The 23,733-nt window shown below is 65.5% G+C and carries 25 protein-coding genes and 1 riboswitch; of the genes, 11 read left to right on the forward strand and 14 right to left on the reverse strand.

Annotation, left to right across the window (positions count from 1 at the left end):
- Positions 1-4 precede the first annotated feature (4 nt).
- Positions 5-913, reverse strand: a complete 909-nt coding sequence (gene thiD, locus GOACH_RS05525) for a bifunctional hydroxymethylpyrimidine kinase/phosphomethylpyrimidine kinase (RefSeq protein WP_005171825.1) — start codon at positions 911-913, stop codon at positions 5-7.
- Positions 910-2,610: a phosphomethylpyrimidine synthase ThiC gene (thiC, locus tag GOACH_RS05530; RefSeq protein ID WP_005171828.1), complete on the reverse strand. Its 1,701-nt coding sequence runs from the start codon at positions 2,608-2,610 to the stop codon at positions 910-912. Before thiC ends, thiD begins: the two co-directional genes overlap by 4 nt.
- A riboswitch (TPP riboswitch) is annotated at positions 2,605-2,715 on the reverse strand. It overlaps the preceding gene by 6 nt.
- A 102-nt stretch (positions 2,716-2,817) precedes the next feature.
- Between thiC and GOACH_RS05535 the strand changes: the two genes are divergently transcribed.
- From GOACH_RS05535 to GOACH_RS05550, 4 genes are all read left to right on the forward strand, one after another.
- Positions 2,818-3,858, forward strand: coding sequence for an ATP-binding cassette domain-containing protein (locus GOACH_RS05535; RefSeq protein ID WP_245551827.1), 1,041 nt, complete (start codon positions 2,818-2,820; stop codon positions 3,856-3,858).
- Entirely contained in the window at positions 3,855-4,664 is an 810-nt protein-coding gene (locus tag GOACH_RS05540; RefSeq protein ID WP_005171834.1) for an ABC transporter permease, read from the forward strand. Before GOACH_RS05535 ends, GOACH_RS05540 begins: the two co-directional genes overlap by 4 nt.
- On the forward strand, positions 4,661-5,458 hold the full coding sequence (locus tag GOACH_RS05545) for an ABC transporter permease (RefSeq protein ID WP_005171836.1): 798 nt from the start codon (positions 4,661-4,663) through the stop codon (positions 5,456-5,458). The genes GOACH_RS05540 and GOACH_RS05545 overlap by 4 nt, the downstream gene beginning before the upstream one ends.
- A gap of 262 nt (positions 5,459-5,720) precedes the next feature.
- Positions 5,721-6,068 (forward strand): GNAT family N-acetyltransferase, encoded by a 348-nt coding sequence (locus GOACH_RS05550; RefSeq protein WP_005171840.1) that lies wholly within the window; start codon positions 5,721-5,723, stop codon positions 6,066-6,068.
- 63 nt (positions 6,069-6,131) lie between these two features.
- Here the strand turns inward: GOACH_RS05550 and GOACH_RS05555 are convergent, their stop codons facing one another.
- The 5 genes from GOACH_RS05555 to GOACH_RS05575 all read right to left on the reverse strand — a co-directional run bounded on the left by GOACH_RS05555 (position 6,132) and on the right by GOACH_RS05575 (position 9,370).
- Positions 6,132-6,434 (reverse strand): GlsB/YeaQ/YmgE family stress response membrane protein, encoded by a 303-nt coding sequence (locus GOACH_RS05555; protein ID WP_005171843.1) that lies wholly within the window; start codon positions 6,432-6,434, stop codon positions 6,132-6,134.
- Positions 6,435-6,590: 156 nt separating this feature from the next.
- Positions 6,591-7,166 (reverse strand): barstar family protein, encoded by a 576-nt coding sequence (locus GOACH_RS05560; protein WP_005171844.1) that lies wholly within the window; start codon positions 7,164-7,166, stop codon positions 6,591-6,593.
- Entirely contained in the window at positions 7,163-7,702 is a 540-nt protein-coding gene (locus tag GOACH_RS05565; RefSeq protein WP_005171849.1) for a guanyl-specific ribonuclease, read from the reverse strand. The genes GOACH_RS05560 and GOACH_RS05565 overlap by 4 nt, the downstream gene beginning before the upstream one ends.
- Entirely contained in the window at positions 7,702-8,742 is a 1,041-nt protein-coding gene (locus GOACH_RS05570; protein WP_005171852.1) for an N-acetylglutamate synthase, CG3035 family, read from the reverse strand. The genes GOACH_RS05565 and GOACH_RS05570 overlap by 1 nt, the downstream gene beginning before the upstream one ends.
- 19 nt (positions 8,743-8,761) lie before the next feature.
- Complete coding sequence (locus GOACH_RS05575) at positions 8,762-9,370, reverse strand: peptide deformylase (RefSeq protein WP_005171854.1); 609 nt, start codon at positions 9,368-9,370, stop codon at positions 8,762-8,764.
- A 257-nt stretch (positions 9,371-9,627) separates the two neighbouring features.
- Between GOACH_RS05575 and napA the strand changes: the two genes are divergently transcribed.
- From napA to GOACH_RS05600, 5 genes are all read left to right on the forward strand, one after another.
- The gene (gene napA, locus GOACH_RS05580) at positions 9,628-9,996 is read left to right on the forward strand and encodes a nucleoid-associated protein NapA (RefSeq protein ID WP_005171859.1); all 369 of its coding nucleotides are present in this window, start codon (positions 9,628-9,630) and stop codon (positions 9,994-9,996) included.
- Between the two features lie 47 nt (positions 9,997-10,043).
- Entirely contained in the window at positions 10,044-10,529 is a 486-nt protein-coding gene (locus GOACH_RS05585; protein ID WP_040517792.1) for a LytR C-terminal domain-containing protein, read from the forward strand.
- A gap of 88 nt (positions 10,530-10,617) precedes the next feature.
- On the forward strand, positions 10,618-11,289 hold the full coding sequence (gene sodC / locus GOACH_RS05590) for a superoxide dismutase[Cu-Zn] (RefSeq protein ID WP_005171863.1): 672 nt from the start codon (positions 10,618-10,620) through the stop codon (positions 11,287-11,289).
- 88 nt (positions 11,290-11,377) lie between these two features.
- On the forward strand, positions 11,378-12,508 hold the full coding sequence (locus GOACH_RS05595; RefSeq protein WP_005171866.1) for a glutamate--cysteine ligase: 1,131 nt from the start codon (positions 11,378-11,380) through the stop codon (positions 12,506-12,508).
- Positions 12,509-12,704: 196 nt separating this feature from the next.
- Positions 12,705-13,442, forward strand: coding sequence for a hypothetical protein (locus GOACH_RS05600; protein WP_005171869.1), 738 nt, complete (start codon positions 12,705-12,707; stop codon positions 13,440-13,442).
- Between the two features lie 12 nt (positions 13,443-13,454).
- On the opposite strand, the gene GOACH_RS05605 is transcribed toward GOACH_RS05600, so the two are convergent.
- From GOACH_RS05605 to GOACH_RS05635, 7 genes are all read right to left on the reverse strand, one after another.
- Positions 13,455-15,770, reverse strand: coding sequence for a diguanylate cyclase (locus tag GOACH_RS05605; RefSeq protein WP_005171871.1), 2,316 nt, complete (start codon positions 15,768-15,770; stop codon positions 13,455-13,457).
- A gap of 141 nt (positions 15,771-15,911) precedes the next feature.
- Complete coding sequence (mnhG, locus tag GOACH_RS05610) at positions 15,912-16,244, reverse strand: monovalent cation/H(+) antiporter subunit G (protein ID WP_005171874.1); 333 nt, start codon at positions 16,242-16,244, stop codon at positions 15,912-15,914.
- Between the two features lie 13 nt (positions 16,245-16,257).
- Positions 16,258-16,521 carry a monovalent cation/H+ antiporter complex subunit F gene (locus tag GOACH_RS05615; protein WP_005171877.1) on the reverse strand — a complete coding sequence of 88 codons (264 nt, stop codon included), beginning with the start codon at positions 16,519-16,521 and terminating at the stop codon, positions 16,258-16,260.
- Positions 16,518-17,312, reverse strand: coding sequence for a Na+/H+ antiporter subunit E (locus tag GOACH_RS05620; RefSeq protein WP_005171879.1), 795 nt, complete (start codon positions 17,310-17,312; stop codon positions 16,518-16,520). The genes GOACH_RS05615 and GOACH_RS05620 overlap by 4 nt, the downstream gene beginning before the upstream one ends.
- Complete coding sequence (locus GOACH_RS05625) at positions 17,309-18,916, reverse strand: Na+/H+ antiporter subunit D (RefSeq protein WP_005171882.1); 1,608 nt, start codon at positions 18,914-18,916, stop codon at positions 17,309-17,311. Before GOACH_RS05625 ends, GOACH_RS05620 begins: the two co-directional genes overlap by 4 nt.
- The gene (locus GOACH_RS05630) at positions 18,913-19,674 is read right to left on the reverse strand and encodes a Na(+)/H(+) antiporter subunit C (RefSeq protein ID WP_005171886.1); all 762 of its coding nucleotides are present in this window, start codon (positions 19,672-19,674) and stop codon (positions 18,913-18,915) included. The genes GOACH_RS05625 and GOACH_RS05630 overlap by 4 nt, the downstream gene beginning before the upstream one ends.
- Positions 19,671-22,580, reverse strand: coding sequence for a Na+/H+ antiporter subunit A (locus GOACH_RS05635; RefSeq protein ID WP_005171887.1), 2,910 nt, complete (start codon positions 22,578-22,580; stop codon positions 19,671-19,673). The genes GOACH_RS05630 and GOACH_RS05635 overlap by 4 nt, the downstream gene beginning before the upstream one ends.
- A 75-nt stretch (positions 22,581-22,655) precedes the next feature.
- Here GOACH_RS05635 and GOACH_RS05640 point away from each other — a divergent pair, with 75 nt between their 5' ends.
- Positions 22,656-23,072 (forward strand): hypothetical protein, encoded by a 417-nt coding sequence (locus GOACH_RS05640; protein ID WP_040517793.1) that lies wholly within the window; start codon positions 22,656-22,658, stop codon positions 23,070-23,072.
- Between the two features lie 141 nt (positions 23,073-23,213).
- The gene (locus tag GOACH_RS05645; protein ID WP_040517911.1) at positions 23,214-23,732 is read left to right on the forward strand and encodes a hypothetical protein; all 519 of its coding nucleotides are present in this window, start codon (positions 23,214-23,216) and stop codon (positions 23,730-23,732) included.
- Position 23,733: the final 1 nt, after the last annotated feature.

The following is a 23,733-nucleotide window of genomic DNA, read 5'->3' on the forward strand; positions in this document are numbered from 1 at the left end:
ACTGTTACTGCTCCGCGACATCGCCTGTCACCGTGCTGGTCGACGCGGCACGCGCATCCTGCTCGTCGGGTCCGACACGCCAGAGTGGGTTGACCGGGCCGTGCCCGGACCCGAGAGGGTAGGCCGATCGCAGGCCGCGGGTGACCCACTGCTTGGCGAAGTCGATGGCTGCAGGCACGGTGAACCCGTGTGCGAGTGCACACGCGATCCCTGCGGCCAGGGTGTCGCCCGCGCCGTGGTCGTGCGGGGTGTCGACGCGGGCGGACGCGAACTCGACGAAATCCGTACCGTCGTAGAGCAGATCGGGACTCGACGCACTCGACCGCAGGTGGCCTCCCTTGACGAGGACCCACTGCGGTCCCAGGCCGTGCAGTTCGACGGCTGCCTTGCGTTGCGACTCCGCGTCGACGACGTCGACGCCGGTGAGCAACCGCACCTCGTCGAGGTTGGGTGTGACAACAGTGGCGAGCGGAAAGAGTCTGCGTCGCAGCACATCCAGCGCGTCGTCTGCGAGTAGTTGATCACCGTGCATCGATGCGCACACGGGGTCGACGACGAGTGGGCTCGTGCCGTCCCTGCCGATCCCCAGTTCGGTGCAGGTGTCGACGACGGCATCGATGATGCGTCCCGACGCCAGCATCCCGGTCTTCGCCGCTCCTGTCCCGATGTCGGTGACGACGCTGCGGATCTGCGCCGCGACGATGTCGGGGTCGATCTCCTGGAAGCCACTGACCCCGGTCGAGTTCTGCACCGTCACCGCGGTGACCGCGACAAGGCCGTGGAGCCCGAGCAATGCGAAGGTCCGCATGTCGGCCTGGATTCCGGCGCCGCCGCCGGAATCCGAGCCTGCGATGGTCATCACCCGCACGGGCGTGGCGCCCGGCGTCGTGGTGGGCAGCAGCGGCGTCGTCATGAGGTGCTTGTCGCCCCCGACGTCGCGTCGATCGGGAGGTAGACCCGGTTGCCCGCCTCGGCGAACTCCGCGGATTTGGCCGCCATCTCCTGCGCGATCCGTCGGTCGATGTCTTCTGCGGTCACCAGATCGTGCTCTTCGGCATACGCCCGCACGTCGGCGGAGATACGCATCGAACAGAACTTCGGCCCGCACATCGAGCAGAAGTGTGCTGTCTTCGCGGGTTCGGCAGGCAGGGTCTCGTCGTGATACTCCCGCGCGGTGTCGGGATCGAGTGCGAGGTTGAACTGATCGGTCCAGCGGAACTCGAAGCGCGCCTTGCTCAATGCGTCGTCCCGCTCCTGCGCACGCGGATGCCCCTTGGCGAGATCGGCCGAGTGCGCTGCGATCTTGTAGGTGATCACCCCGACCTTCACATCGTCGCGATCGGGTAGTCCGAGGTGCTCCTTCGGCGTGACGTAACAGAGCATCGCCGTTCCCGCCTGCGCGATCATCGCAGCCCCGATCGCCGACGTGATGTGGTCGTAGGCAGGCGCGATGTCGGTGGCCAGTGGGCCCAGTGTGTAGAAGGGAGCCTCCTCGCACAGTTCTTCTTCGAGGCGAACGTTCTCGACGATCTTGTGCATCGGAATGTGACCGGGTCCCTCGATCATCACCTGCACGCCATGGGATTTCGCGATCCCTGTCAGCTCTCCAAGGGTGCGAAGCTCGGCAAACTGTGCCTCGTCGTTGGCGTCTGCGATCGACCCCGGCCGGAGTCCGTCGCCGAGTGAGAAAGTGATGTCATAGCGGCGGAAGATCTCGCACAGTTCGTCGAAATGCGTGTACAGGAACGACTCCTCGTGGTGGGCCAGGCACCATGCGGCCATGATCGAGCCGCCCCGCGAGACGATCCCGGTGACCCGACGCGCGGTCAGTGGAACGTAGCGGAGTAACACACCCGCATGCACCGTCATGTAGTCGACGCCCTGCTCGGCCTGCTCGATCACCGTGTCACGGTATATCTCCCACGTCAGCTTGGTCGGATCACCCTTGACTTTTTCCAGCGCCTGATAGATGGGGACGGTGCCGACCGGGACAGGGGAGTTGCGCATGATCCACTCGCGGGTGAGGTGGATGTCGTCGCCGGTGGACAAGTCCATGATGGTGTCGGCGCCCCACCGGGTTGCCCACACCATCTTCTCGACCTCTTCGGCGATGGAGCTCGTGACCGCCGAATTACCGATGTTCGCATTGACTTTCACTGCGAAGGCCTTGCCGATGATCATCGGCTCCGATTCGGGGTGGCGATGGTTGGCGGGTATCACCGCGCGCCCGGCCGCGACCTCGGTACGCACCAGCTCGACGTCGACGTTCTCGCGGGCCGCGATGAATCGCATCTCGTCGGTGACGATTCCGGCTCGCGCCCAGGCGAGTTGGGTCGACGCCCCGTCGATCGGTTCGGGACGGTGCCAGCTGTCGCGGGCGCGGGGTAGGCCGGCCTCGACGTCGATCACCGCGGTGGCGTCGGTGTAGGGCCCCGAGGTGTCGTAGACGTCGAGGTGCTCGCCGTTGGTCAGATTGATGCGCCGATGTGGAACGCGCAGGTCGCCGACGTCGACGTAGTGTTTGGCGCTTCCCTCGATCGGTCCCGTGGTCAGGATGTCGGAGTCGACGCGGTACGCGGAATGGCTGCTGTTGGATACACGTGTGCCCATGGAGATTCTCCCTACGCCGGCATTACCCGGACAGGTTCGAGCGGTCGGCGGCCGCCTGCCACCATCTCAGCCCTCGGTCACGTGAGAGCACCCGCGTTGATTCGGTTGTGGTCCGCAGCCCACTCTACGGGCTTGTCGCCCGCGGGTCACGAAACCGAGGCTAGCCGTGTGGCTCAGCGTAACTTAGGATTGCCTAACCAAATCACTATGATCGGTGAGCGTGAAGACGATACGGAGGGTGCAACAGCGATGGCGCTGGTGGAGATCGCAGGTCTGCAGAAGGACTACGGCAAGGTGCGTGCACTGCGTGGAATCGACATCGAGATCGCCGAGGGTGAGGTCCTCGGCCTCCTCGGACCCAATGGCAGCGGGAAGACGACGACCGTGTCGATCCTCGCGACCCTGCAACGTCCCACCGCCGGCCGAGCGCTCGTCGCGGGCCGCGACGTCGTCGAGGACGCCGCAGAAGTTCGTGAATTGATCTCTCTGACAGGTCAATACGCCTCGCTGGACAACTCGCTGTCGGCACGCGAGAATCTGGCGATGTTCGGCAGGCTCACCGGCTTGTCGTCGGCGCAGGTCAGGGAACGCGTGGCGCACGTGGCCGAGGTGTTCGAGTTGACCGAGTTCATCGACCGTCGTGTGTCGGCGTTGTCGGGTGGGCAACGACGCCGGGTCGACATCGCCTGTGCGCTCGTCACGCGCCCGAGGGTGCTGTTCCTCGACGAACCGACGACGGGGCTCGATCCGCGTAGCCGCGCCGCTGTCTGGGAGACTATCGCCGCGTTACGCACCGAGGGCATCACGGTGCTGCTGACGACTCAGTATCTCGAGGAGGCCGATCGTCTCGCCGACACCATCGTCATGCTCGACCACGGCCGTGTGGTTGCACGAGGCACCCCTGAACAGCTCAAACATCAAGCAGGATCGGCGATCTGCGAGATCACCCTGCTCGACGTCGAGGATGTTCCGCGCGTCGAGGCCGCGTTGGCAGATCACGAGTTCCACGACACCGCGTTATCGGCACAATCGCGTCCGGTTCTCGCCGTCGAGGCCCCCGGTGAACTCGACACCGTCGTTGCCGTGGCATCGGCGCTGCGCGACGAGGGGGTCGGAGTCTTCGACATCGCGTTGCGTCGGCCATCGCTCGACGAGGTCTTTCTCTCCTTGACGGGCGAGAGTCACTGTGCGGACGAGAGTCGTGCTGTGGGTGAGCGTCTTTCCGCGGGTGAGGAAGTGAGTCGGTGACCGCCGCTGCCGAGCAGGTTCCGGCGCGTGGTGCGCGACCGGTGCGCGTATCGGTCAGCGGGCCAACGGCATTCGCTGTGCTCACCAGGAGAAGTGTCGATGCGACGGTGCGCACCGGGCTGCTGTTCTTTGCCATCGGTTCACCGATCGTGTTCTTCACCTGCTTCTACGTCCCACTACACAGGCGTTTCGAGCGGTCGGGCGTCGACTATGCGCAGTACCTACTACCGCTGGTGATGCTGCAGGCTGCGATGTTCGTCGCCATCATCTCGTGCGAGCTCGCGGGCGAGGAGGCGGCGGGCGGTATGCGCGATCGGTTGAGTTCGCTGCCCATCACCCGGTTGGCCCCCGGAGCTGCGCGAATGGCCAATGCCGTAGTGCGGATGGGTGTATCGGCGATAGCGGTGTCACTGTATGCGAGCATCTTCGGATTCCGGCTTCGGGGCAGCGTCGTCGAATCACTCGCGTTCTTTGTGCTCGCCATTGCCTTCGCACTCGCATTGAGCATGATGGCAGACGCTCTCGGAAGCGTTGCCACACATGCGCAGAGCGTGGGCCAGCTGTTGATGATCCCGCAGCTGCTGCTCGTGATGTGCTCGACCGGCCTGGTGCCTGCCGAGGCATTTCCCGGGTGGATCGAACCTGTCGTCCGCAACCAGCCGGTGTCGGTGTTCGCCGAGGCGATGCGGGCGCTCTCGACCGGTGGTGATGTGCAGACGGTGCCGGTCGTCGGGTGGTGCATCGGAGTGGTGGTGGTCGGGGTGGCGTGCCTGGTGGTCGCTGCGCGGAAGGGAGCCCGACGATGAGTGTCGACCTCTCACAGCGCCGCGCAGTGACGAGCCGCGTCGGTGCACGTGTGCTCGCCTCGACACTGCTGCGGACGTGGTCACGAGACCCGGGCGTCCTCATCCAGGCGGTTGTCTTCCCGGCGTTTCTCCTCGCGATGTTCCAGCTGGTGTTCGGGCGGATCACGACCGCGATCGGAGCCGGTCAGAGTATCTACGGGTACACCGGACTCGTAGCGCTCGTCGGCGCGATGTTCGGCACGCTGATGACGGGGATCAACCTTGTCTCCGAACGAGAATCCGGTCTGCTCGGAAGGCTGTGGACGTTGCCGTTGCCGCGATCGAGCTTTCTCGGCGGCCGAGTACTCGCGGAGATCGTCCGGACGTCGGTGGGCACCGTCGCACTGTTCACGATCGCTGCGCTCATGGGATTTCGGTTCACGCAGGGATTGCTCGCCGGTATCGGTGCGTTGGTGGTCCCCGTGGTGTTCGGCGTCGGCTGTGTCTTCGTGGTCATTGCGATCGCGACCGTCGCGGAGAAATCGGTCGTGGATCATCTCGGAGTTCTCTTCTTGTTGATGCTCTTCTTCAACACAGGTTTCGCGCCGATCACCGAGTATCCGACCTGGCTTGCGCCGATTGTGCGGTATCAACCCATGAGCACGGCGATCGACACGATGACCGGGCTGACCGAGGGTGGACCCATTCTCGGCCCGTTCTGCCTGACCCTCGGGTGGGCGCTCGGATGTGCGTTGGTGTTCGGTGTGCTCTCCATGCGTGGTTACCGGCGTGCCGTTGAGCGGAGCGGGTCCTAGCAGTCTCGGTTCCCAGCCGTCTCGGTCGAGCGTCGATGCAGCGTCACGGGTGCGTGAACCGCGGATGAACGTCTGCGCGAATCCGTCTCGATACCGCCGGAACTCGCCTCAAACGCTACGAGGTTACGCTTCCGCAGGTTACGATGTGACTGCGATCACACCATCGTGTCCGGAGGGGAACCGGACGCATCGTCGCGGGTTCCGCAGACGTTGCGAACGAGCCTGAACAGGGGATAAACCCCGAGGAGGGGATGGACGAGGTATGCACAGAAAGAACCATCAGCGGCCGACCCAGTCGGCCCGCTCGATCCTGCAGCAGATAGCGCAGGTCGTGCACAATCCGACGCGAGACCGATTCGAGTTGTGGGTCGCGGGAGACCTCGTGGGTGTGCTCGGTTACTCGACCGAGACTGTCGACGGCGAGAAGACGCTGACCGTTCTCCATACGGTCCTCTATGACGAGTACACCGGCCACGGGCTCGGTACCGGCCTGACGCGCGGCGTGATCAGCTATGCCCGTAGTCAGAATGCCAGGCTGCGCCCAGTGTGTACGTTCACCAAGCACTACCTCGACGGCCATCCCGGAGTCGTCCCGCTCGCGCCCGCCTGAGGCCCTCGGCTCGAGCGGCAGGGCTGGTGCGACGCCGGGCCCAGAGGCCCGGCGTCGTCGATGTCAGCGCCTGCTCTGGACCAGTCCCACAATCCACAGCAGGATCACCGCACCGAGCACTGCGGTGAACAGCGTGAACCACCAACCGCCGGAAGCGGTGTCGACGAAGAAGCTGAGCAGGAATCCTCCGATGAGCGCGCCGACAATGCCGATCACGATGTTCATCAGTAGGCCGGCGCCACCGCCCTTGACGATCTTTCCGGCGATCCATCCGGCAATGGCTCCGATGATGATGTAGCCGATCCAGCCGACGCTTGTTGTCGTCGTCGATCGGGCGAGTACCTCGGTTGCGGCGAGAATGGTCATTGATCGACTCCTTGTGCGCGGCCCCGCCCGGTTGCGGGACTCATTGCCAACGTAACCCGTTGCGCCGTGGCGGAGTAAGAAAATTCGCACACCTGTGATCGGCGTGTTCGGATCGGACCCGACGTATGCCGACGACGTCCGGCAGGGCGGTGTGGCTCAGCGCCGATGGTCGTCGCCCACGGCGACGACGGCCACGCCCGCGCGACGCCACCGGGTCAGTAGTTGGCGTCGTCGGCCATGGGATGTCTCGAGCAGCGTGGCGAACGTGCCGTGCGGTTCGGCGACGTCGCGATAGTGGTCCCGGTAGCGGATCTGCGACCTCGCGAACCACTCGAAGAGGTCGGTGTCGGCGATGAGTAGACGGTCGGCGTCGACGATGTCGGTCAGATAACCCGCCGGGGTCGGGGAATCCTCGTCGACGGCCGGGTCGTCGAGTTCACGCATGCATTCGTCGAAGGCGTCGGCGTTGCGGCCGAAGTAGTTTGGGAAATCCCATGCGCGCGCATAGGTGTCATAGAGCCCGGCACGGGTCGTCATCGTTCGGCCGGTCACCTCACGGAACTCGTATGTCGACGGGGGTGTCGGAGGGCGGGTGCCAACCCATAGTCCGACGGCGGGCTCATGGCGTCCCGCGCCGTGGAGAAAGCGCGCCAGCGGTATCCCGGTATCGGAGATGCCGGTGTCAGTGATGTCGTTCTCAGAGATGCGGTTGCCTTCCGGGTCGGTGGTCATCGGTCGGGTCCTCGGATCTCGACGAAGGTGTTGTAGTGATCGGCGGTGTACCACGCGGAACCGTCGCTACCGGTCACGATACGTTCCGCATCTCGGCCCCGACCCGGTTCGCGACGGTTGACGTCCCACTCGGTGTAGGTGATCCGCTTGCCCGACGCAGTGGACTTCGGGAGCCGTCCCTCGAAGTTGCCGAAGTTGGTCCCGCCCTTCGTCCCGGGCGAGTCGGCCGGCGGCCAGGATCCCGCGTCGATCAGCGACAGGGTCCTCGTCACCCGTGGCGGAACCGATGTCGATTCACCGGTCTTGGTTGTCGCGCCCGAGCGGGTCGCGCTCGCGTGCTTCTTCGCTGCCGATGCAGACTTCGACGAGGATGTCGACACCGACGATGCCGCGGCCCCGGACGCCGCGTTCGAGTCGTCCGACGAGTCATTGATCAGCCACGTCGCGAGCACGACGAGGCCGATGACCACCAGGCCGAGAGCCGACAGCACTGCTTGCCGACGCCGCTGCGCGACCGTGGGCTTGCGTGCCGACATCAGGGCACCGACTCGTAGTGCGACGTGTGGTGCAAGGTGAAACCCCTTCTGCGATACCAGTGTCCGGCAATGACATTCGGTGCTTCCACCTGGACGTACGCCGATTGCGCGCCGCGCGACGCACCCCACGACACCAACTGTGCGAGCACGGCGTCGGCGATGTGGCGTCGTCGGTGGGCTGCGTCCGTCCACAGCGCCGTGATGCCCAGCCATGCGACGTCGGACGGGCCGCTGGTGACGGCCGCACGTCCGGTCGCGATGAGTGATCCGTCGCCGTCGACGACGGTCGCGAAAGTGACCGGGCCCTGCGCAGCACCGACGACCGCGGCGACGAGATCGGCGTCGGCCCCCGGCCGGCCGTACGACCGCGACCATGCGGCGCTCGGCGACGGGGAGAGCGCGACGTCGACGTCCTTGACGGCGGCGGGGAAGTCGTCGGGATCGGGGTGATCGTCGAGGGGGCGGGTCAGGATGTGGATCGTCGGACTGGCGGTCTCGCCGGCAAGCGTCCGCGGTGAGATCAGGCGTTCCGGCAGCGCGAGCAGGGTCGGAAGGCGTCGTTCGGCGTACCAGTCGGCGACAGCGCGTAGCGTCGTCCTGTCGGCACGCGCCGAACGATCCAGCGGCACAGCGGAATTCGCTCGTCGAGTGAATCCTGCTCCTGCGCGTACCAGCCAGCCGTCGAGCCACGCCGATTCGACGCCGGGCCACGCGAGCGCCGCCGCGTGTTCGAGATCCCGTATCTCGCTGTTGCGGACGGGTCTCGCCGACAGTAGACGGATCGAGATGATCGCTTCCCGGGGTACGGATTCGACGTGTCCGTCGCGCTCGATGAGCAGCGCCGCCGGGTCCCGGCCGTCACCGTCGACGAGGAAGCCGGTGATGTCGGACATCGTGGGCCCACCGGCCGAGGCGGGTGCCGGATTCGGGGACCGGCGCCAGTCGGCGGGTGCGGCGCCGCCGAGTAGATACCGCACGACGACGCGGTCGCCCGGGTAGGCGTCGGCAGGTAGTCCTGGGCCCGACTGCGGCTCGGTCATCGTGTCGACGTCGACAAAGTCAGTCGTCGTCGTGGCCGAACGGGTCGGCCTGCTCGCCGGGAATCCAGGTCAGACCGGGGACGCCCCACTTGTGTCTCTTGATCGCCTTCTTCGCAGCACGCGCGTTGCGTCCGATCAGGACGTCGACGTACAGGAAACCGTCGAGGTGGCCGGTCTCGTGCTGCAGCATGCGCGCGAAGAAACCGTTGCCCTCGATCACCACCTCGTCGCCGTTGCGATCGACGCCGGTCACGCGTGCCCACTCGGCGCGACCGGTGGGGAACTGCTCACCCGGCACCGACAGACAGCCTTCCTCGTCGTCGTCGGGGTCGGGCATGGTCTCGGGAATCTCCGACGTCTCGAGGACCGGGTTGATCACCTCACCGCGACGACGCGCGGACGCCCGTCCGGCCTCGCCGTCGGGGCAGTCGTAGACGAAGAGTCGCTTGCCGATGCCGACCTGGTTTGCGGCGAGGCCGACGCCGTGCGCTGCATCCATGGTCTCGTACATGTCGTCGAGGAGGGTGACGATCGCCTCGGACGGGCGTCCCGCATCGTCGAGTTCGACCAACTCGGTCGGCCGGTGCAGGACCGGCTCGCCCACAATGCAGATCGGAAGCACAGACATGAGAGAAAAGCCTACTGCGCGCTGATGAGTTCGAGTGCCCTGGCCCGCGTCCGATCGTCGGGCGGGACCGGCTCAACCGGGCGAGTCACACACGGTCGTCAGGTGGTGGGCGTGGTTAGATGGTCACGAACCACATCGGTGTCATTCGACAGGAGGCGCGCTGGTGTCGCGGCGATCGTCTCACCGAGGTGGTACGCCGATTGACCCCGTCGAGGAGCCGACGTGGGTAGGGCCGGAGGCGAGCGTGAGGGAGCAGGATGGACGGCGCAGCAGCGCGTAGTCGCAAGGACGAGGAACAACCCGAGAACGCACCCGAACCGACAACGTCGAGCGCGGCCGGTCAGTCCGTCGATCCCCACGAGGTGGGTCCGGACGGCTTGTCGCGACGTGAGCACGACATCCTGGCGTTCGAACGGCAGTGGTGGAAGTACGCAGGGGCCAAAGAAGAGGCGATCAAAGAGCTGTTCGGTCTGTCGGCAACGCGGTACTACCAGGTGCTGAATGCGCTCGTCGATCGACCGGAGGCACTTGCTGCCGACCCGATGCTCGTCAAGCGCCTGCGGAGGCTGCGTGCGTCGCGTCAAAAGGCCCGTGCTGCGCGGCGGCTCGGCTTCGACATCACCTAGCGCGCTGAGCGCGGTCGCCCGCCGCGCGTGCGTTAAGGTCATCGGTGATGAATGCTGATCGCGAGCCCAATCGCCTTCCATTGCGGGCGGGGGCAATGCTGCTCCTCGCGGTGGCCGTCGTGTTCGTCGGACTCGGCTGGCACTCTGCGGCGACGTCCGGACAGAGTCCGGAGGAAGGCCTGCGTGACGCCCAGGCGAGCATCGCCACCACTACCTCGACACCTGCGGCCTCGTCGTCGGCCACGACCACCTCGACGAACGAGCGACTCTGCGTGATCAATGCGGGTTCCATCTCGGGGCTGGCGTCGGAGGTCACCGACGATCTGAAGGCCAAGGGATACACCACAGCTGATCCGCAGAACTACAACGGCGGCAGCTTCACCGAGAACACCATCCTCTATCGTGATTCGTCGCAGAAGGCGGATGCGCAGAAGGTGGCGACCGCGCTGGGTTCCGACGCCAGCGTCGAGCAGCGCCCCTCGTCGTTCACCATGTGCCGCGACGGTATCGCGGTGGTGGTGGTCACCCGATGAGTTCTGACAATGCACGATCGTTCACGTGACCTCGTTCCTTCGTCTCGCATAGTTCACCCGACGGCCCAACGGATCTCTAGGAGCTTTCATGACCGGCAGTTCGACACTCGGCTCGAAGACCCTGCGCAGCGTGCTCGCGCTCGGTGCTGCGGGCGCCATCGCCGCGGCACTCGCCGGCTGTACTCCCGACGAACCCCGGTCGGACACCCCCGGCACCACCCCGTCGGTGGTAACCGGGAACCAGGCACCTCCCGGTGAGGTCGACGACGCCGACGGGATCGGCCAGTCCGCCAAGGAGTCGGCGACCGCCGAACTCAAGGACACCAAGGGGCAGACGGTCGGCACCGCGACCTTCACGCCGAGCGGGTCGTCGCTGCGCGTCGACGTCAAGGTGTCCAAGGGGATTCCTGCGGGATTCCACGGCATGCACATCCACGAGAACGGCGTGTGCGAGGCGAGCGGCTCGACGCCGTTCTCCTCCGCGGGCGGTCACCTGCAGGTCGACGGCCACACCGGTCACCCGTCGAGCGGCGACCTCGTGTCGATCAACGTGCTCGCAGACGGCACCGGCGAAACCGTGACCACGACCGACACGGTGAACCTCAATCAGGTGTCGGGCAAGTCGATCATCATCCACGAGAAGGCCGACAACTTCGCCAACATCCCGACCCGTTACGCACCGACACCCGACGCCGACACGATGAAGACCGGCGATGCGGGCGCGCGCCTCGCGTGCGGCGTCATCAGTGTGACGGGCTGACGCGACACGCGGATCCGGGCTGCTGATCATGCGACCGCCGATGATGCGCCTGCCGTCGATGCGGTGTGGCGAGCGGAAGGTCTGATCGATGCCGCGGATCACCCCGATCGAGTTCTCCGGGTCACCGACGCCGACGCTGGGAGTCGAGTGGGAGTTCGCACTCACCGACAAGGTGTCCGGCGATCTCTCGAATTCTGCGGCGGAGTTGTTCGCCGAGGTCGGACGTCGTGCCCCCGACCGCGCGGGCAAGGTGCACAAGGAGTTGCTGCGCAACACCGTCGAATTGGTGACCGGTGTGAGTACGACGACCCGTGAGGCGATCGACGATTTGTCGGCGACCCTCGACGTCGTGCGATCGGTCACCGACGGACTCGGCGTCGACCTGTACGGCGCGGGAACCCATCCATTTGCCGAGTGGTCGACGCAGTTGCTCACCGAGGGGCACCGCTACGCGGAGTTGATCAACCGCACCCAGTGGTGGGGCAGGCAGATGTTGATCTGGGGCGTGCATGTGCACGTGGGCATCGACCGACGCGACAAAGTGCTACCGATCCTCACGTCGTTGCTCAACTACTACCCGCACCTGCTGGCGCTCTCCTCATCGTCGCCGATGTGGTCGGGTCAGGACACCGGTTACGCGAGCAACCGGGCGATGATGTTCCAGCAGTTGCCCACCGCTGGGCTGCCCTTCCAGTTCCAGACCTGGCAGGAGTTCGAGGCGTTCGTCGCCGACCAGAAGACCACCGGGATCATCGACCACCTCAATGAGATCCGCTGGGACATCCGTCCGTCACCGCACCTGGGCACCATCGAGGTGCGGGTGTGCGACGGGATGACGAATCTCGTCGAACTCTCTGGCGTCGTCGCACTCATCCACTGTCTCGTCGTCGACCTCGACCGACGGCTATCGGCGGGCGAAGAACTGCCGCACATGGCGCCGTGGCTGGTACAGGAGAACAAATGGCGCGCCGCGCGTTACGGACTCGAGGCCATCGTCATCCTCGATTCCGAATGTGATGAACGGCTGGTCACCGACGATCTCACCGTGCTGCTCAAGAGGCTCGAGCCCATCGCTGATGAACTCGGATGCATGGATGAACTCGTGCGCGTCGCCGACATCGTCGATCACGGCGCCAGCTACCAGCGCCAGCGAACAGTTCACGACCAGACCGGCGACATGCGCGCGGTCGTCGCGTCCGTCGTCGCCGAATTGGACTGAAATCCGCGGGCGACGGTTTCGCGATAGGGCATTAAGTGATTCTCGCGAATTCGCGTCGCGAATGTCGTCTTTGTAGATGATTCCTTCAGCCCATCCCCCTTCAGTACATTCGTGCTGCCATCTTCGAGACCACGCTTTGTGGGGAGAACCCGGCACAATCAGAGGGTCGTCTCTCCCCTCATGAAGGAAACCAGCCATGCATGCTGTTGTGCCGTTGTCGAGTCCTGCGCCGAACATCCTCGGTCCTGTGGCCCCGATTGTCGTCGCCGATGTCACGAGGGAGGTGACGATGGTCGTCGCCGCCCCGGAGGTCGTCCCCGATCTGTGGATCGAATACCTCGACGGCGCCCACGCGGCCTACTCGGCCCGCGGGGTCGCTGATGCCCTCGACTACGACACCATCTGCGACGGCTCCACCACGACGCTGTTCTGCGCGGTGGTCGACACCACCGACAGAGTCGTCGGTGGCCTGAGGGTCCAGGGGCCCTACACGCACCCGCATCAATCGCATGCGGTCGACGAATGGGCTGGGCAGTCCGGGCAGGCCGCATTGATCGCGGCCATCGGGTCACGCATCGCCAGTGGACTGATCGAGGTGAAATCGGCATTCGTCGACCCGGCGTCGTCCGATGCGGCGGCGACCGCCGGATTCCTGGCTCGTACACCGCTGCTACTGACGGCTGCGACGGGAACGAGGTACATGCTCGCCACGGCGGCCGATTACGTGCTCGCCAGGTGGGAGTCGGGCGGTGGGCGGGTCGACTCCGACATACCGTCCACGCCGTATCCAAACGAGCGGTATCGCACACAGGCGATGTTCTGGGATCGAGATGCGTTGTCTCAGTGCGCGAAACCGGCGGTGTGGGCAGCGATGTGCGCCGAATTCGAGCAGATCTCCGGCACTGTCACCAGAGAATCCGTCGAGGTGGCGTGAGTATTTGTTGCACTATTCGGACGCCAACGGTTTGGGCGCCGCGGGTCGTTTATCGCTGCCCTGTCTGAATACCTCGGCGAACACGTCGGGGGTGAGTTCATTCCACTGGAGTTCGTGGTATTCGCGCTGGGTCATGATCATGCGCTCGATGTCGAGGACGTAGCGTCCTGATGCCACCGACCGCCCGCAGACGATGTTGCGAGCAGCAGCTGCCGCGAGTCCGCCCGACATCGCAGCAGTGGAGCCCAGCTGCGGCCAGGACGCGAGCCCACGGCCGACCTGGCTGGCGGAGAACGCCATTCGCGAGGTGAGGTTGTCGCCGACGATCGCCATCGCCATGTCGAGGCGTTGCATGGGGTCGGCCGCGTCGGCTTCGCTGACGTTCTCCCCGCGCCCGTGGAAGATCGGGTAGTCGGGCTCGAGATCGTAGCGCTCGATATCAAGCATCACGTTCTCGCCGATATCGGTGACGCTGACCACCGGAATGCGCGCCGCGCGTGCTCGACGGCGCATATCGATCTTCAGCCCGATGTCGTCGATCTCCTCGATCACCACCGATACTGGTCTGCCGGTGGAGATTCCGAGGAAGTCGTCTGCGGTGTCGGACGAGTACCCGTGCGCGAATCGTGTCACCGACGAGTACGGATCCCCTTCGAGAATGCGGCGTTGCGCGATGTCGATCTTCGGGAGTCCGACGTCGCAGATCGATCCCGACATACGGTTGAGGTTGGTGGCGGAGAGGCGATCGGAGTCGGCGATGTGAAAACGACGGGCGCCGGTCAGCGCGCACGACGCCAGTGCCGACGATCCGACGGAAAGTCCCGCGACGGCGACCGTTGCGTCACGCCACGCCGCCTGCTCGGAGCTTGTCAGCAGAAAGCGGTTGCGTGCCGTCTTGAGTCGGTAGAACAGATCGGAGTCGGGCATCCGGACGACAGTGTTGCGCCATTCGATGACGACATATCGCGTCCTGGCGTCGATGGCTGCGGGGTCGTCGAAGTCGATGAGGTGATGCGGTGGCGACCCGGGTTCGATGTGTTCGAGCGCGTCGAGCGTGCGGAACTCCTCGATGGCCGACGGCCACATGTCGACCACTTCTCGCCGTGCCGACTCGGTGACCTGCGCTATCCGCGCGGCGTCGTAGTACGGGTGGAGTATCTCGACCATGCGCTGTCTCCCGTCATGTTCGTAGCCCTCGGTGCGCGCGACGCGTGCGGTGGCGTTGTCGGGTTCGTCGTCGACGAACGTCGCGGGCACGACGCTGCCGTATGAGTCGCCGACTCCGGTGGCGACCTCGGCGATCGACGCCACGACCGATCGGTTCCTGCCGAGATGTTTGGCCGAGTACAGAAGGTGATCAGCGGGCGCGACGAGCTGGTCAAGGGTCCGAGCTGCCTGCGCTGAGTCCTCGCCGCCGTCGAGTTCGTGTGGCAGAGCGCTCACCCCGCCGACGCTGATCGTGACCCCCGCACTCGCGTGAACGGTGACGCACAACCGTGACGCGATGTCGCGGAGCTGTGCTTCGTCATCGACGAGCATCAGCACGGTGAACTCCTCACCGCCGGTTCTGGCGACAAGTGAGTCGCCGCCGACGCCGTCTCGGAGCACATCCGTCACCAGGATCAGGACGGCGTCGCCCGCGGTGTGCCCGTGGGTGTCGTTGATGCGCTTGAAGTGGTCGATGTCGACGACGAGCATGGCGACGCGAGCACCCGTGCGCTCGGCGGTGCGGAACATCGCGGCCGCGCCGTCGAAGAGTCCGCGTCTGTTGAGTGCGCCGGTCAGGGGATCGGTGATACTCAGTCGTGCCTGCTCGTCGAGTAACGAGGACAACGTCCGACGCAGCATCGTGACCATGATCGTCGGCACGGCGATCGCCATCAGAACAGCGCCGCCACCGACAGCGAGGGCGGTCGTCGACGTGGCTCGTGCGGCGACGACCGCACATGCGAGACCCATGGCTGCGATGACGAAACCGACGACGATACGTTGCGGCGAGGCCATTGCGGCGAGCGCGGGAACCGCGGCGATGAGAACGAGTACCGCAAAAGCCGAACCGTCGTCTGCGACCACCGCGGCCGATGCCGCGATCCCCAGCATTCCGCCGAAACCATCGATGGCGAAGAGCTGGTCGTTGAGCTTGCCCGCACGAACGGTGAGCACGATCGACAAGAGGGTGAAGATGCCGACGAGCGACAACACCCAGTGCTTCCCGGGAAAGACAAACGAGTCCGATGCAAGCCCGAAAGCAATGAGCGGAACGGCCCCCACCTGGCTGCACAGCATCGCGAGGGAGCGTTGATCAAACCGCTCAAGCACCGGTGTCACACCGCACTCCCAATCCGCGTACAGTTCCCCCGCATCATTGTCGGCCCCCGGCGCATCGCCCCCAGAGTCGAGGACGATTCCCTTGATGATTGTGACCGAACACTGTGTAGGACGCGGCGCTTCACAGCGGATTGTGACCAGTCAGTCGATATCGCCCCGGTCCATCCTCTCCTTGGCGATCAATCCGTCCTGGGCGCGTTGCTCCTGATAGACCAAACGCCCGATTCGGTGCGCGATGACAGGTGCCGTGATGATGGCGAACAGACCCGCGAGAATCAGCATTCCGACGTCGACATTGTTGCCGAGCTGGATGATTGCGCCGATGAGGATCTGCAGCAGTCCGAATGTCTGCGGTTTGGTCGCCGCGTGCATACGGCTCAGGGTGTCCGGGAAGCGGAAAACGCCGAGTGCCGCGGTGAACGCCATCAACGCACCGGTGATGAGGAAGACCGAGCTGACGATGTCGACGATCATGATCGCGCCCCCCTCATGTCTGATCGTCCCGGACGCGGAAGCGGGCGATGGCGATCGATCCGACGAAACTGAGCAGCGAGAGTGCGACGACACCTGGCACCACGGTGGTGTCGCCGCTGTAGGCCGCCCACACGGCGAGACCACACATCGCGAGCGCGATGAGCGTGTCGAGGGCGACGAGACGGTCGAGGGTTGTCGGGCCCATCAGTGCACGGGCTGCAGTGAGCACGGCTGCGATGAGCAGCAGTGCGGCAACGACCACCCAGACGACGGTCATAGGTTCTGCTCCGCTTTGATCGACGCGCGCTCGGCCGCACGCACGTGGTGGTAATCGTCATCGATGCCGTGGTAGGGACTCGGATGCCATTCGCTGTCTCGCTCAAAGGCCTTGATGAACATCCGCTCGACAAAGGCGATCTGTCGATGGAAAGCACGCACCTTCTTGTCGGAGCGGACGTCGAAGACGTGCACGTAGATCAGTCGACGACGGTGGTCGATCTCCAGCACCATCGTGCCGGGAACGAGATTGAGGTAGTCGACGGCGAGCGTGAGCACCATGTCGGATTTGATCGCGACACGTACGCGGATGACCGCGCCGAGCGGGCGATAACCGGGCCGGATCGCCGCCCACGCCACCTGCGCGCTCGACACGAAGAAGTCGACGACCAGTCGCACGATCAGCCACAGGATCGATAGCGGGTGTATGCGGCCCTCGACGGGAACCCGCGGTAGCGGCAGCAGGATGGAGATGACGAGCGCGAGAACGACACCGCCGATGATGTTGGCCCACGAGACGGTGCCCCACAACAGGACCCAGACGAAGGTGAGCCAGGCCAGGACCCACAGGCGAACCGCGAGTTCTCGACCGTCGCTCGCGATGCGGCCGGGGATATGGACGTGTTCACGCACCCACACGAACACGCGGACGGTGTTCCAGAAGATGAACAGCAGCGACACGCGCCATGCGTTGACGAGGAAGGATCGGACCGGACCCTTGCCGGGCGCACGAACGGCACCGGAAGTGCGACGTCGCGTGTTGCGTCCGGGGTGATGGTCACCGTTCGTCATGTGTCACCTCCCAGCACACTGACGATGTAGTTGGTGCGGTCGCCGATGTTGTCGGCAGCGCTGTCGGTGAAGCGCAGGATGGGGCCTGCCCAGAACGTGAGTACCAGACCGGCCGCGACCATCAGTGCCGTCGGGATCACCATCGAGACCGGCATCCGTCCGACATCCTCGCGGTCGTCGAAGGAGATGTCGTTGCGCTCGTCGATGAGCGCCGAGGGCGCACTGTCGGCGAGTTCACCTTCGGGTGCATCGGCGCGTGGGCGCCAGAAGGCCTTGGTCCACACGCGGGCCATCACATAGAGCGTGAGCAGGCTCGTGATCACCGAACCCGCAACCAGCAGCCACGCCAGCACAGATCCGTCGCGGGTACCGGCCTCGAGGAGTCCGACCTTGCCGATGAACCCCGAGAACGGGGGTATCCCACCGAGATTGAGGGCGGGGATCAGGAACAGCCCGGCGAGCAGCGGGCTGGCGATCAGACCGCCGAGCCTGCGTAGCGACGCCGAACCCGCCTGGCGTTCGATCAGGCCGACCACGAGGAACAGGGTGGTCTGCACGAGGATGTGGTGGGCAACGTAGTAGATCGCAGCAGACAGACCCAGCCGCGACGACAGCGCGATCCCGAAGATCATGTAGCCGATGTGCGAGACGAGCGTGAACGACAGCAGGCGCTTGATGTCCGACTGGGCGATCGCGCCGAAGATGCCGATGAGCATCGTCAGCAGGCCCGCGATCATGAGGACCGAATCCATCGATCCCCCGGGGAAGAGCAGCGTGTGGATACGCATGATCGCGTACACACCCACCTTTGTCAGCAAGCCTGCGAACACCGCAGTGACCGGTGCAGGCGCCGTCGGGTACGAGTCGGGCAGCCAGGACGACAGCGGGAAGACCGCGGCCTTGATCCCGAAAGCGACCAGCAGTACCGCATAGAGGGCATTGCGGGTGCCATCGGCCACTGTGTCGAGTCGCAGCGCCATCTCGGCGAGGTTCAGCGTGCCGGTCGTGGCGTAGGCGAATGCGATGCCTGCCAGGAAGATCAGCGACGACAGCATCGACACCATGACGTACGACGCACCGGCGCGCACTCGTTCGCCGCTCGCGCCGAGTGTCAGCAGCACGAAGCTCGCAGACAGCAGGATCTCGAACGAGACGAACAGATTGAACAGATCGCCTGCCAGGAACGAGTTGCAGACGCCCGCACACAGGATCAGATAGGTCGGCAGGAAGATCGACACCGGCTGCTGCGACGTTCCGTCGCGGATACCCTGCCCGATCGCGTAGCTCACCACGCACAGCAGGACGACCGTCGACACCACGAGCATCAGCGCGGCGAGCGGATCGACGACCAGTGTGATCCCGAGCGGACCGTTCGGGTATCCCTTCGACCCCCAGCCGCCGATGTGGACCGAGAACGTGCCGTGCTTGTCGGTGAGATAGAGCATCATCCCCGACGCGACGAGGGCGGTACCGATCGCGAGGAGGGCGATCGCACGCTGGAGGATCGGGCTGCGACCGGCGAGGAGCGTGATCGCGGCGCCGAGTAGCGGTACCAGTGTCGGCAATGTGATGAGGACCGGAATCCACGAGGGCTGGGGTGTCATCGATCGTCCCCCTGCTCCGTGGGCGGGCCTGCGTCGTCGTCACGACCGGGGCCCGGTGATGGTTTCCGCGGGTCCGCGGTCCCCGGGTAGGGCTTGTCCGGATCCTGCAGGTCGTTGCCCAGCGGCCAGGTCATGTCGACGACCTCGACGCCTGCGTCAGCGAGTTCGTCCACCTCGCGAGCGACCTCGGTGGCGAGCTCGTCCTCCTCGCGCGAGACCTCGTCGACGACATCGTCGTCCTCGGGCATCAGGTCGGTTTCGATCTTGGTCCGGTGCAGTGCGGCGTACTCCTCCGGTGTCAGTGGGTTGCCCTCGTCGTCGAAGAGATCGCCGAGCGGCGTGTCCGCGCCGGTCTCGGGGTTGTCGCTACGGTCGCGGTCGGGCGCGTTCTTGAGGCTGGTGTGCAGCACCTTGCGGTCCTCGACATCGTCTTCGACGTCGTCGTCGTCGCGGTTGAGCACGAAGAGCCGGTAGACCATCGCGAGGATGAACGCGCCGACTCCCATCGTGATGACGATCGCTGTCAGCACCATTGCCTGGGCGAGCGGATCGGCATCGTGTGTGCGGTGATCCGACGTCCGGCCCAGGATCGGCGGATTTCCGGGTGGACCGGCGAGCGTGATGATGAGCAGGTTGATCGCGTTGCCCACCAGGAGCAGACCGAGCAACATCCGGATCAGGCTGCGTTCCATCAGCAGGTATGAGCCGCATGCGGCGAGAATTGCGACGACGACCAGCAGGCCGAGGTTGACGCTCATCGCCTCGCCTCCTCGACGACGGGGAGGGTGGTGCCCGCCGGAATCGTGGTCTCGACGTCCAGACGCGCGCCGAGGCTGCGCAGGATGTCGAGTACCAGGCCGACCACGATCAGGTAGATGCCGAGATCGAAGAACAGTGCCGTGACGATCTTGACGTCGCCGAGCAGGGGCAGCGTGACCTTGAGGACCGCGGACGACAGCGCCGGCGCGCCGAGCAGCAGCGACGTCGCCGCGGTGCCTGCGGAGATCAGCAGCCCGGCGCCGAGGAATTTCCCGGGTTCGACGGGCAGTGCCTCGCCGAGTTCGTATCGGCCGCCCGCCAGGTACCGCAGCACCAACGCGAGGCCCATCGTCAGGCCGCCTGCGAACCCGCCGCCCGGTGCGTTGTGGCCGGCGAAGAAGAAGTAGATCGAGAGCACGACCATGGTCGGGAAGATCAGACGCGTGGTCGCCTCCAGGACCATCGAGCGGTTGCGCGGGTCGCGGAACTCGCTGCCCCGCAGCCAGGTGGTGCGGTCCGGCGGGATCGGATCGTCGTCCTCGTCGCCGTTCTGATTGCCGTTGGCGAGCAGTCGCGCGGCGTCGGACACACGGGGAGCGGCCCCGAACCTGCGGTTGCGGAACACCATCGACGCGACGCCGGTCGCTGCCACGATGAGCACGCTGACCTCGCCCATCGTGTCCCACGCACGGATGTCGACGAGCAGTACGTTGACCGCGTTGGCCCCGTGTCCCCACTTGTATGCGGCCTCGGGGATGTCGATCGAGACGGGCTGGGAGTTGCGCGCGGCTGCGGCGAACAGTCCGATCACCACGAGTCCGACGCCGACAGCGGCACCGATGAGTGCGCGCACGGCCTTGAATCCCGTCGCGTGCCGGGGCTCGGGTTCGGCGGGCAGCTTGCGGAGGACGAGGACGAAGATCACCAGGGTGAGCGTCTCCACGAGGAACTGCGTGAGCGCGAGGTCGGGGGCTCCGTAGAGCGCGAACAGCACGCCGCACCCGTAGCCCGTCACACCGACGATCAGCGTCGCGGCGAGTCGGTTGCGCAGCACGACCGCTGCGATTGCTGCGGCGATCATGATTCCGCCGATGACCACCTCGATCGTCGAATCGAAACCGCGCAGCGAGAGCCGATCGCGGGAACCGAGGAACAGCACCGTGATCGGCAGGACGATCGCGGTGCACATGATCACGCCCTGCGTGATGGGTAGCGAACCGCGCTGGGTGTTGCGAGTCAGCATCAACGACAGCGTGTCGGCCGCGCGCAGCGTCGCGTCGTAGATGCGGTCGGCGTTGAGCAGCGGGCGATAGCGGAAGAGCAGGTCGCGCAGCCGTCTGATCAGTAGGAACAGTGCTGCGCCACCGACGATGACGATGATCGAGAAGACCACGGGCAGACCGAACCCGTGCCACATCGCGAGGTGCTCGATCTCATGGCCGTAGGACGGCAGGCTCTCCGCGTACGGTTCGAAGGCGTCGCCGATGAACGGACTCAGGAAAGCGGTGGCCACGCCGAGTACCGCGAGAATCGCGGGTGGCATCTGGAACGCGATGGACGGCGGATGCATCTGCGCGACGACGCGGCTCGGGAGTCGGCGCACCTTGCGCCCGAAGGCGCCCCACAGAAAACGCGTTGTGTACGCCATCGTGATGATCGATCCTGCGAGCAGGACGTAATCGACGGTCTCGGCCTGCCAGTGCTGCAGCGACCCGGTGTCCCAGATCGAGGCGAACGCGGTCTCCTTGCCGATGAATCCCATCGTGAACGGCAACCCCGCCATGCTCGCGCTCGCGACGGCCGCGATGGCCGCGAGCCAGGGGAGCCGGTGTCCGAGGCGGGCCAGCTTGCGGATGTCGCGGGTACCCGTCGAGTGGTCGATGATGCCGACCACCATGAACAGGGCTGCCTTGAACATCGCGTGAGCAACGAGCATCGCCAGCGCGGCCATCGCGACGTTGGCGTCACCCATCCCGAACAGCACGGCGAGAAAGCCGAGTTGCGACACCGTGCCGAAGGCCAGGATGAGCTTGAGGTCGAGTTCGCGCAACGAGCGCCAGCCGCCGAGCAGCATCGTGAAACAGCCGAGGCCTATCGTCATGACCTGCCAGCTGGTGAGGTCGGAGAACCCGGGCGCGAGGCGTGCGATCAGGTAGATGCCTGCCTTCACCATCGCTGCGGCGTGCAGATATGCGCTGACCGGCGTTGGCGCGGCCATCGCTCCGGGAAGCCAGAAGTGGAACGGGACGATAGCGGATTTGCTGATGGCACCGATCAGCACGAGCACGATGGCGACGTCGACGAACACCCCACTCGACGGCGGGTGCGCGACGAGGTCGGAGAGCAGATACGACCCGGTGCGTTCGCCGAGCATGATGATCCCGACCAGCATCGCGAGGCCGCCGAGAGTGGTCACGAGCAGTGCCTGCGTCGCCGATCGGCGGGACGTGGCGCGAACGTGATAGAAGCCGACCAGCATGAACGACAACACGGTGGTGAGCTCCCAGAAGATGTAGAGCATCAGCATGTTGTCGCTGGCGACGAGGCCGAACATTGCCGCGGCGAAGGCGATCATCTCGCCACCGAAGATGGCGACCCGGGGTCGGGCGTCGTCGAAGTAATTCGCGCAGTAGCAGAGCACGAGCGCGCCGACACCGAGGATCAGCACGGACATGATCGCGGTCAGCGTGTCGAACCGCATCACGAAGTCCATGCTCAACGTGGGGGCCCACGTGACGGTCTCCACACGGGGAGGCTCGTGCGCGTGTGGCCAGTTGAGGAGTACCCAGATGAGACCGCCGAGCGGGGCCAGTGCGAGTACGTAGAAACCCTTGGTGCCGAGCGCATGGATGATGGCGGGTGCGATGAGCGCACACACGGCCAACACGGCCAACACTGAGATCAAAGGGCACTCCGTCTTTCGTCGCTTGGCGGGGTGTCACGGAGCAACTGCCCGCTCGACTATCTTACCGTTGCAGTCATGTCGCGCTTAGCCAGGTTCATAGTCGTCCTGCTGACATGCATGCTCGCCCTGGTCGTTGGTGCCTGCTCGTCCGACGACAACGACGGTCGACGGGGAGTGGCACTGCCGTCTGACTTTCCGACCGAGCAGGTGCCGCTGATCGACGGCACCGTGCTGAGCGCATCGGGCGCCGCGGGCAAGGGGTGGTCGGTGACGGTTCAGGCGCCGGCAAGCGACTCGAACGTCCTCGACACCGCCGTCAAGAAGCTGACCGACGCCGGGTACACCGAGTCGCAGCGCACATCGCAGAACGGACAATCCGTCGTGGTACTGACGGCGGACAAGAGCGGTACGACGTACTGGGTGAGCGCAGGCGTCACGCCTGCGGCTGCGTCGGGTGGCTCGTCGGTTTTCTACACGATCACGACGAGCTGAGGCCTCACAGCAGACGTGCAGGGAGCGGGTAGTCCGGTGTCAGGGACCGTCGCCACCGTGGACGACACCTGTTGATGCGTCGTGCTCGCGCCGTTGATCGGCGTGGGCCTCGACGCGCCCGAGATGAGGAGCACCCCACAGATGTCCGCACCAACCACCCCCGAGCACCCCGGCGTGAGCCCCGAGCACCCCGGCGTGAGCCCCGAGCGGCCCGCGAGTCCGGAAACGACCGCGACCTCGAACGATCCGACGGTCGAGCCGAGGCCGACGCTTGCTGGGCAGGCCGCGCAGCAGGGGCATCCGCGAGCCGAACAGGTGCCGCCGAAGGTCAAGAACGCGATCATCGCAGGCGGAGTCGGTCTGGCGGTCGGTTTCGGGCTGCTCGGTTTCGGCGCCGGGTACGTCGTCGGTCACGACAACTCGTCGGGTCAGAACCAGATGCGCGGTCCCGGTATGAACGGCGGGGGAATGCCCGGTATGAACGGTGGCCAGATGCCCGGCATGAACGGCGGAGCAGGCCAGAATGGGCAGTCACCCTTCGGCGGGCCGGGGCAACAGTCCGACGGTCAGGCGCCCAATGGTCAGGTGCCGAACGGTCAGGCGCCCGATGGCCAGGTGCCGAATGGTCAGGCCGGTCAGGGCGCCACCCAGACAAGTTGAG

This window comes from Gordonia aichiensis NBRC 108223 (assembly GCF_000332975.1).
Lineage (GTDB): Bacteria > Actinomycetota > Actinomycetes > Mycobacteriales > Mycobacteriaceae > Gordonia > Gordonia aichiensis.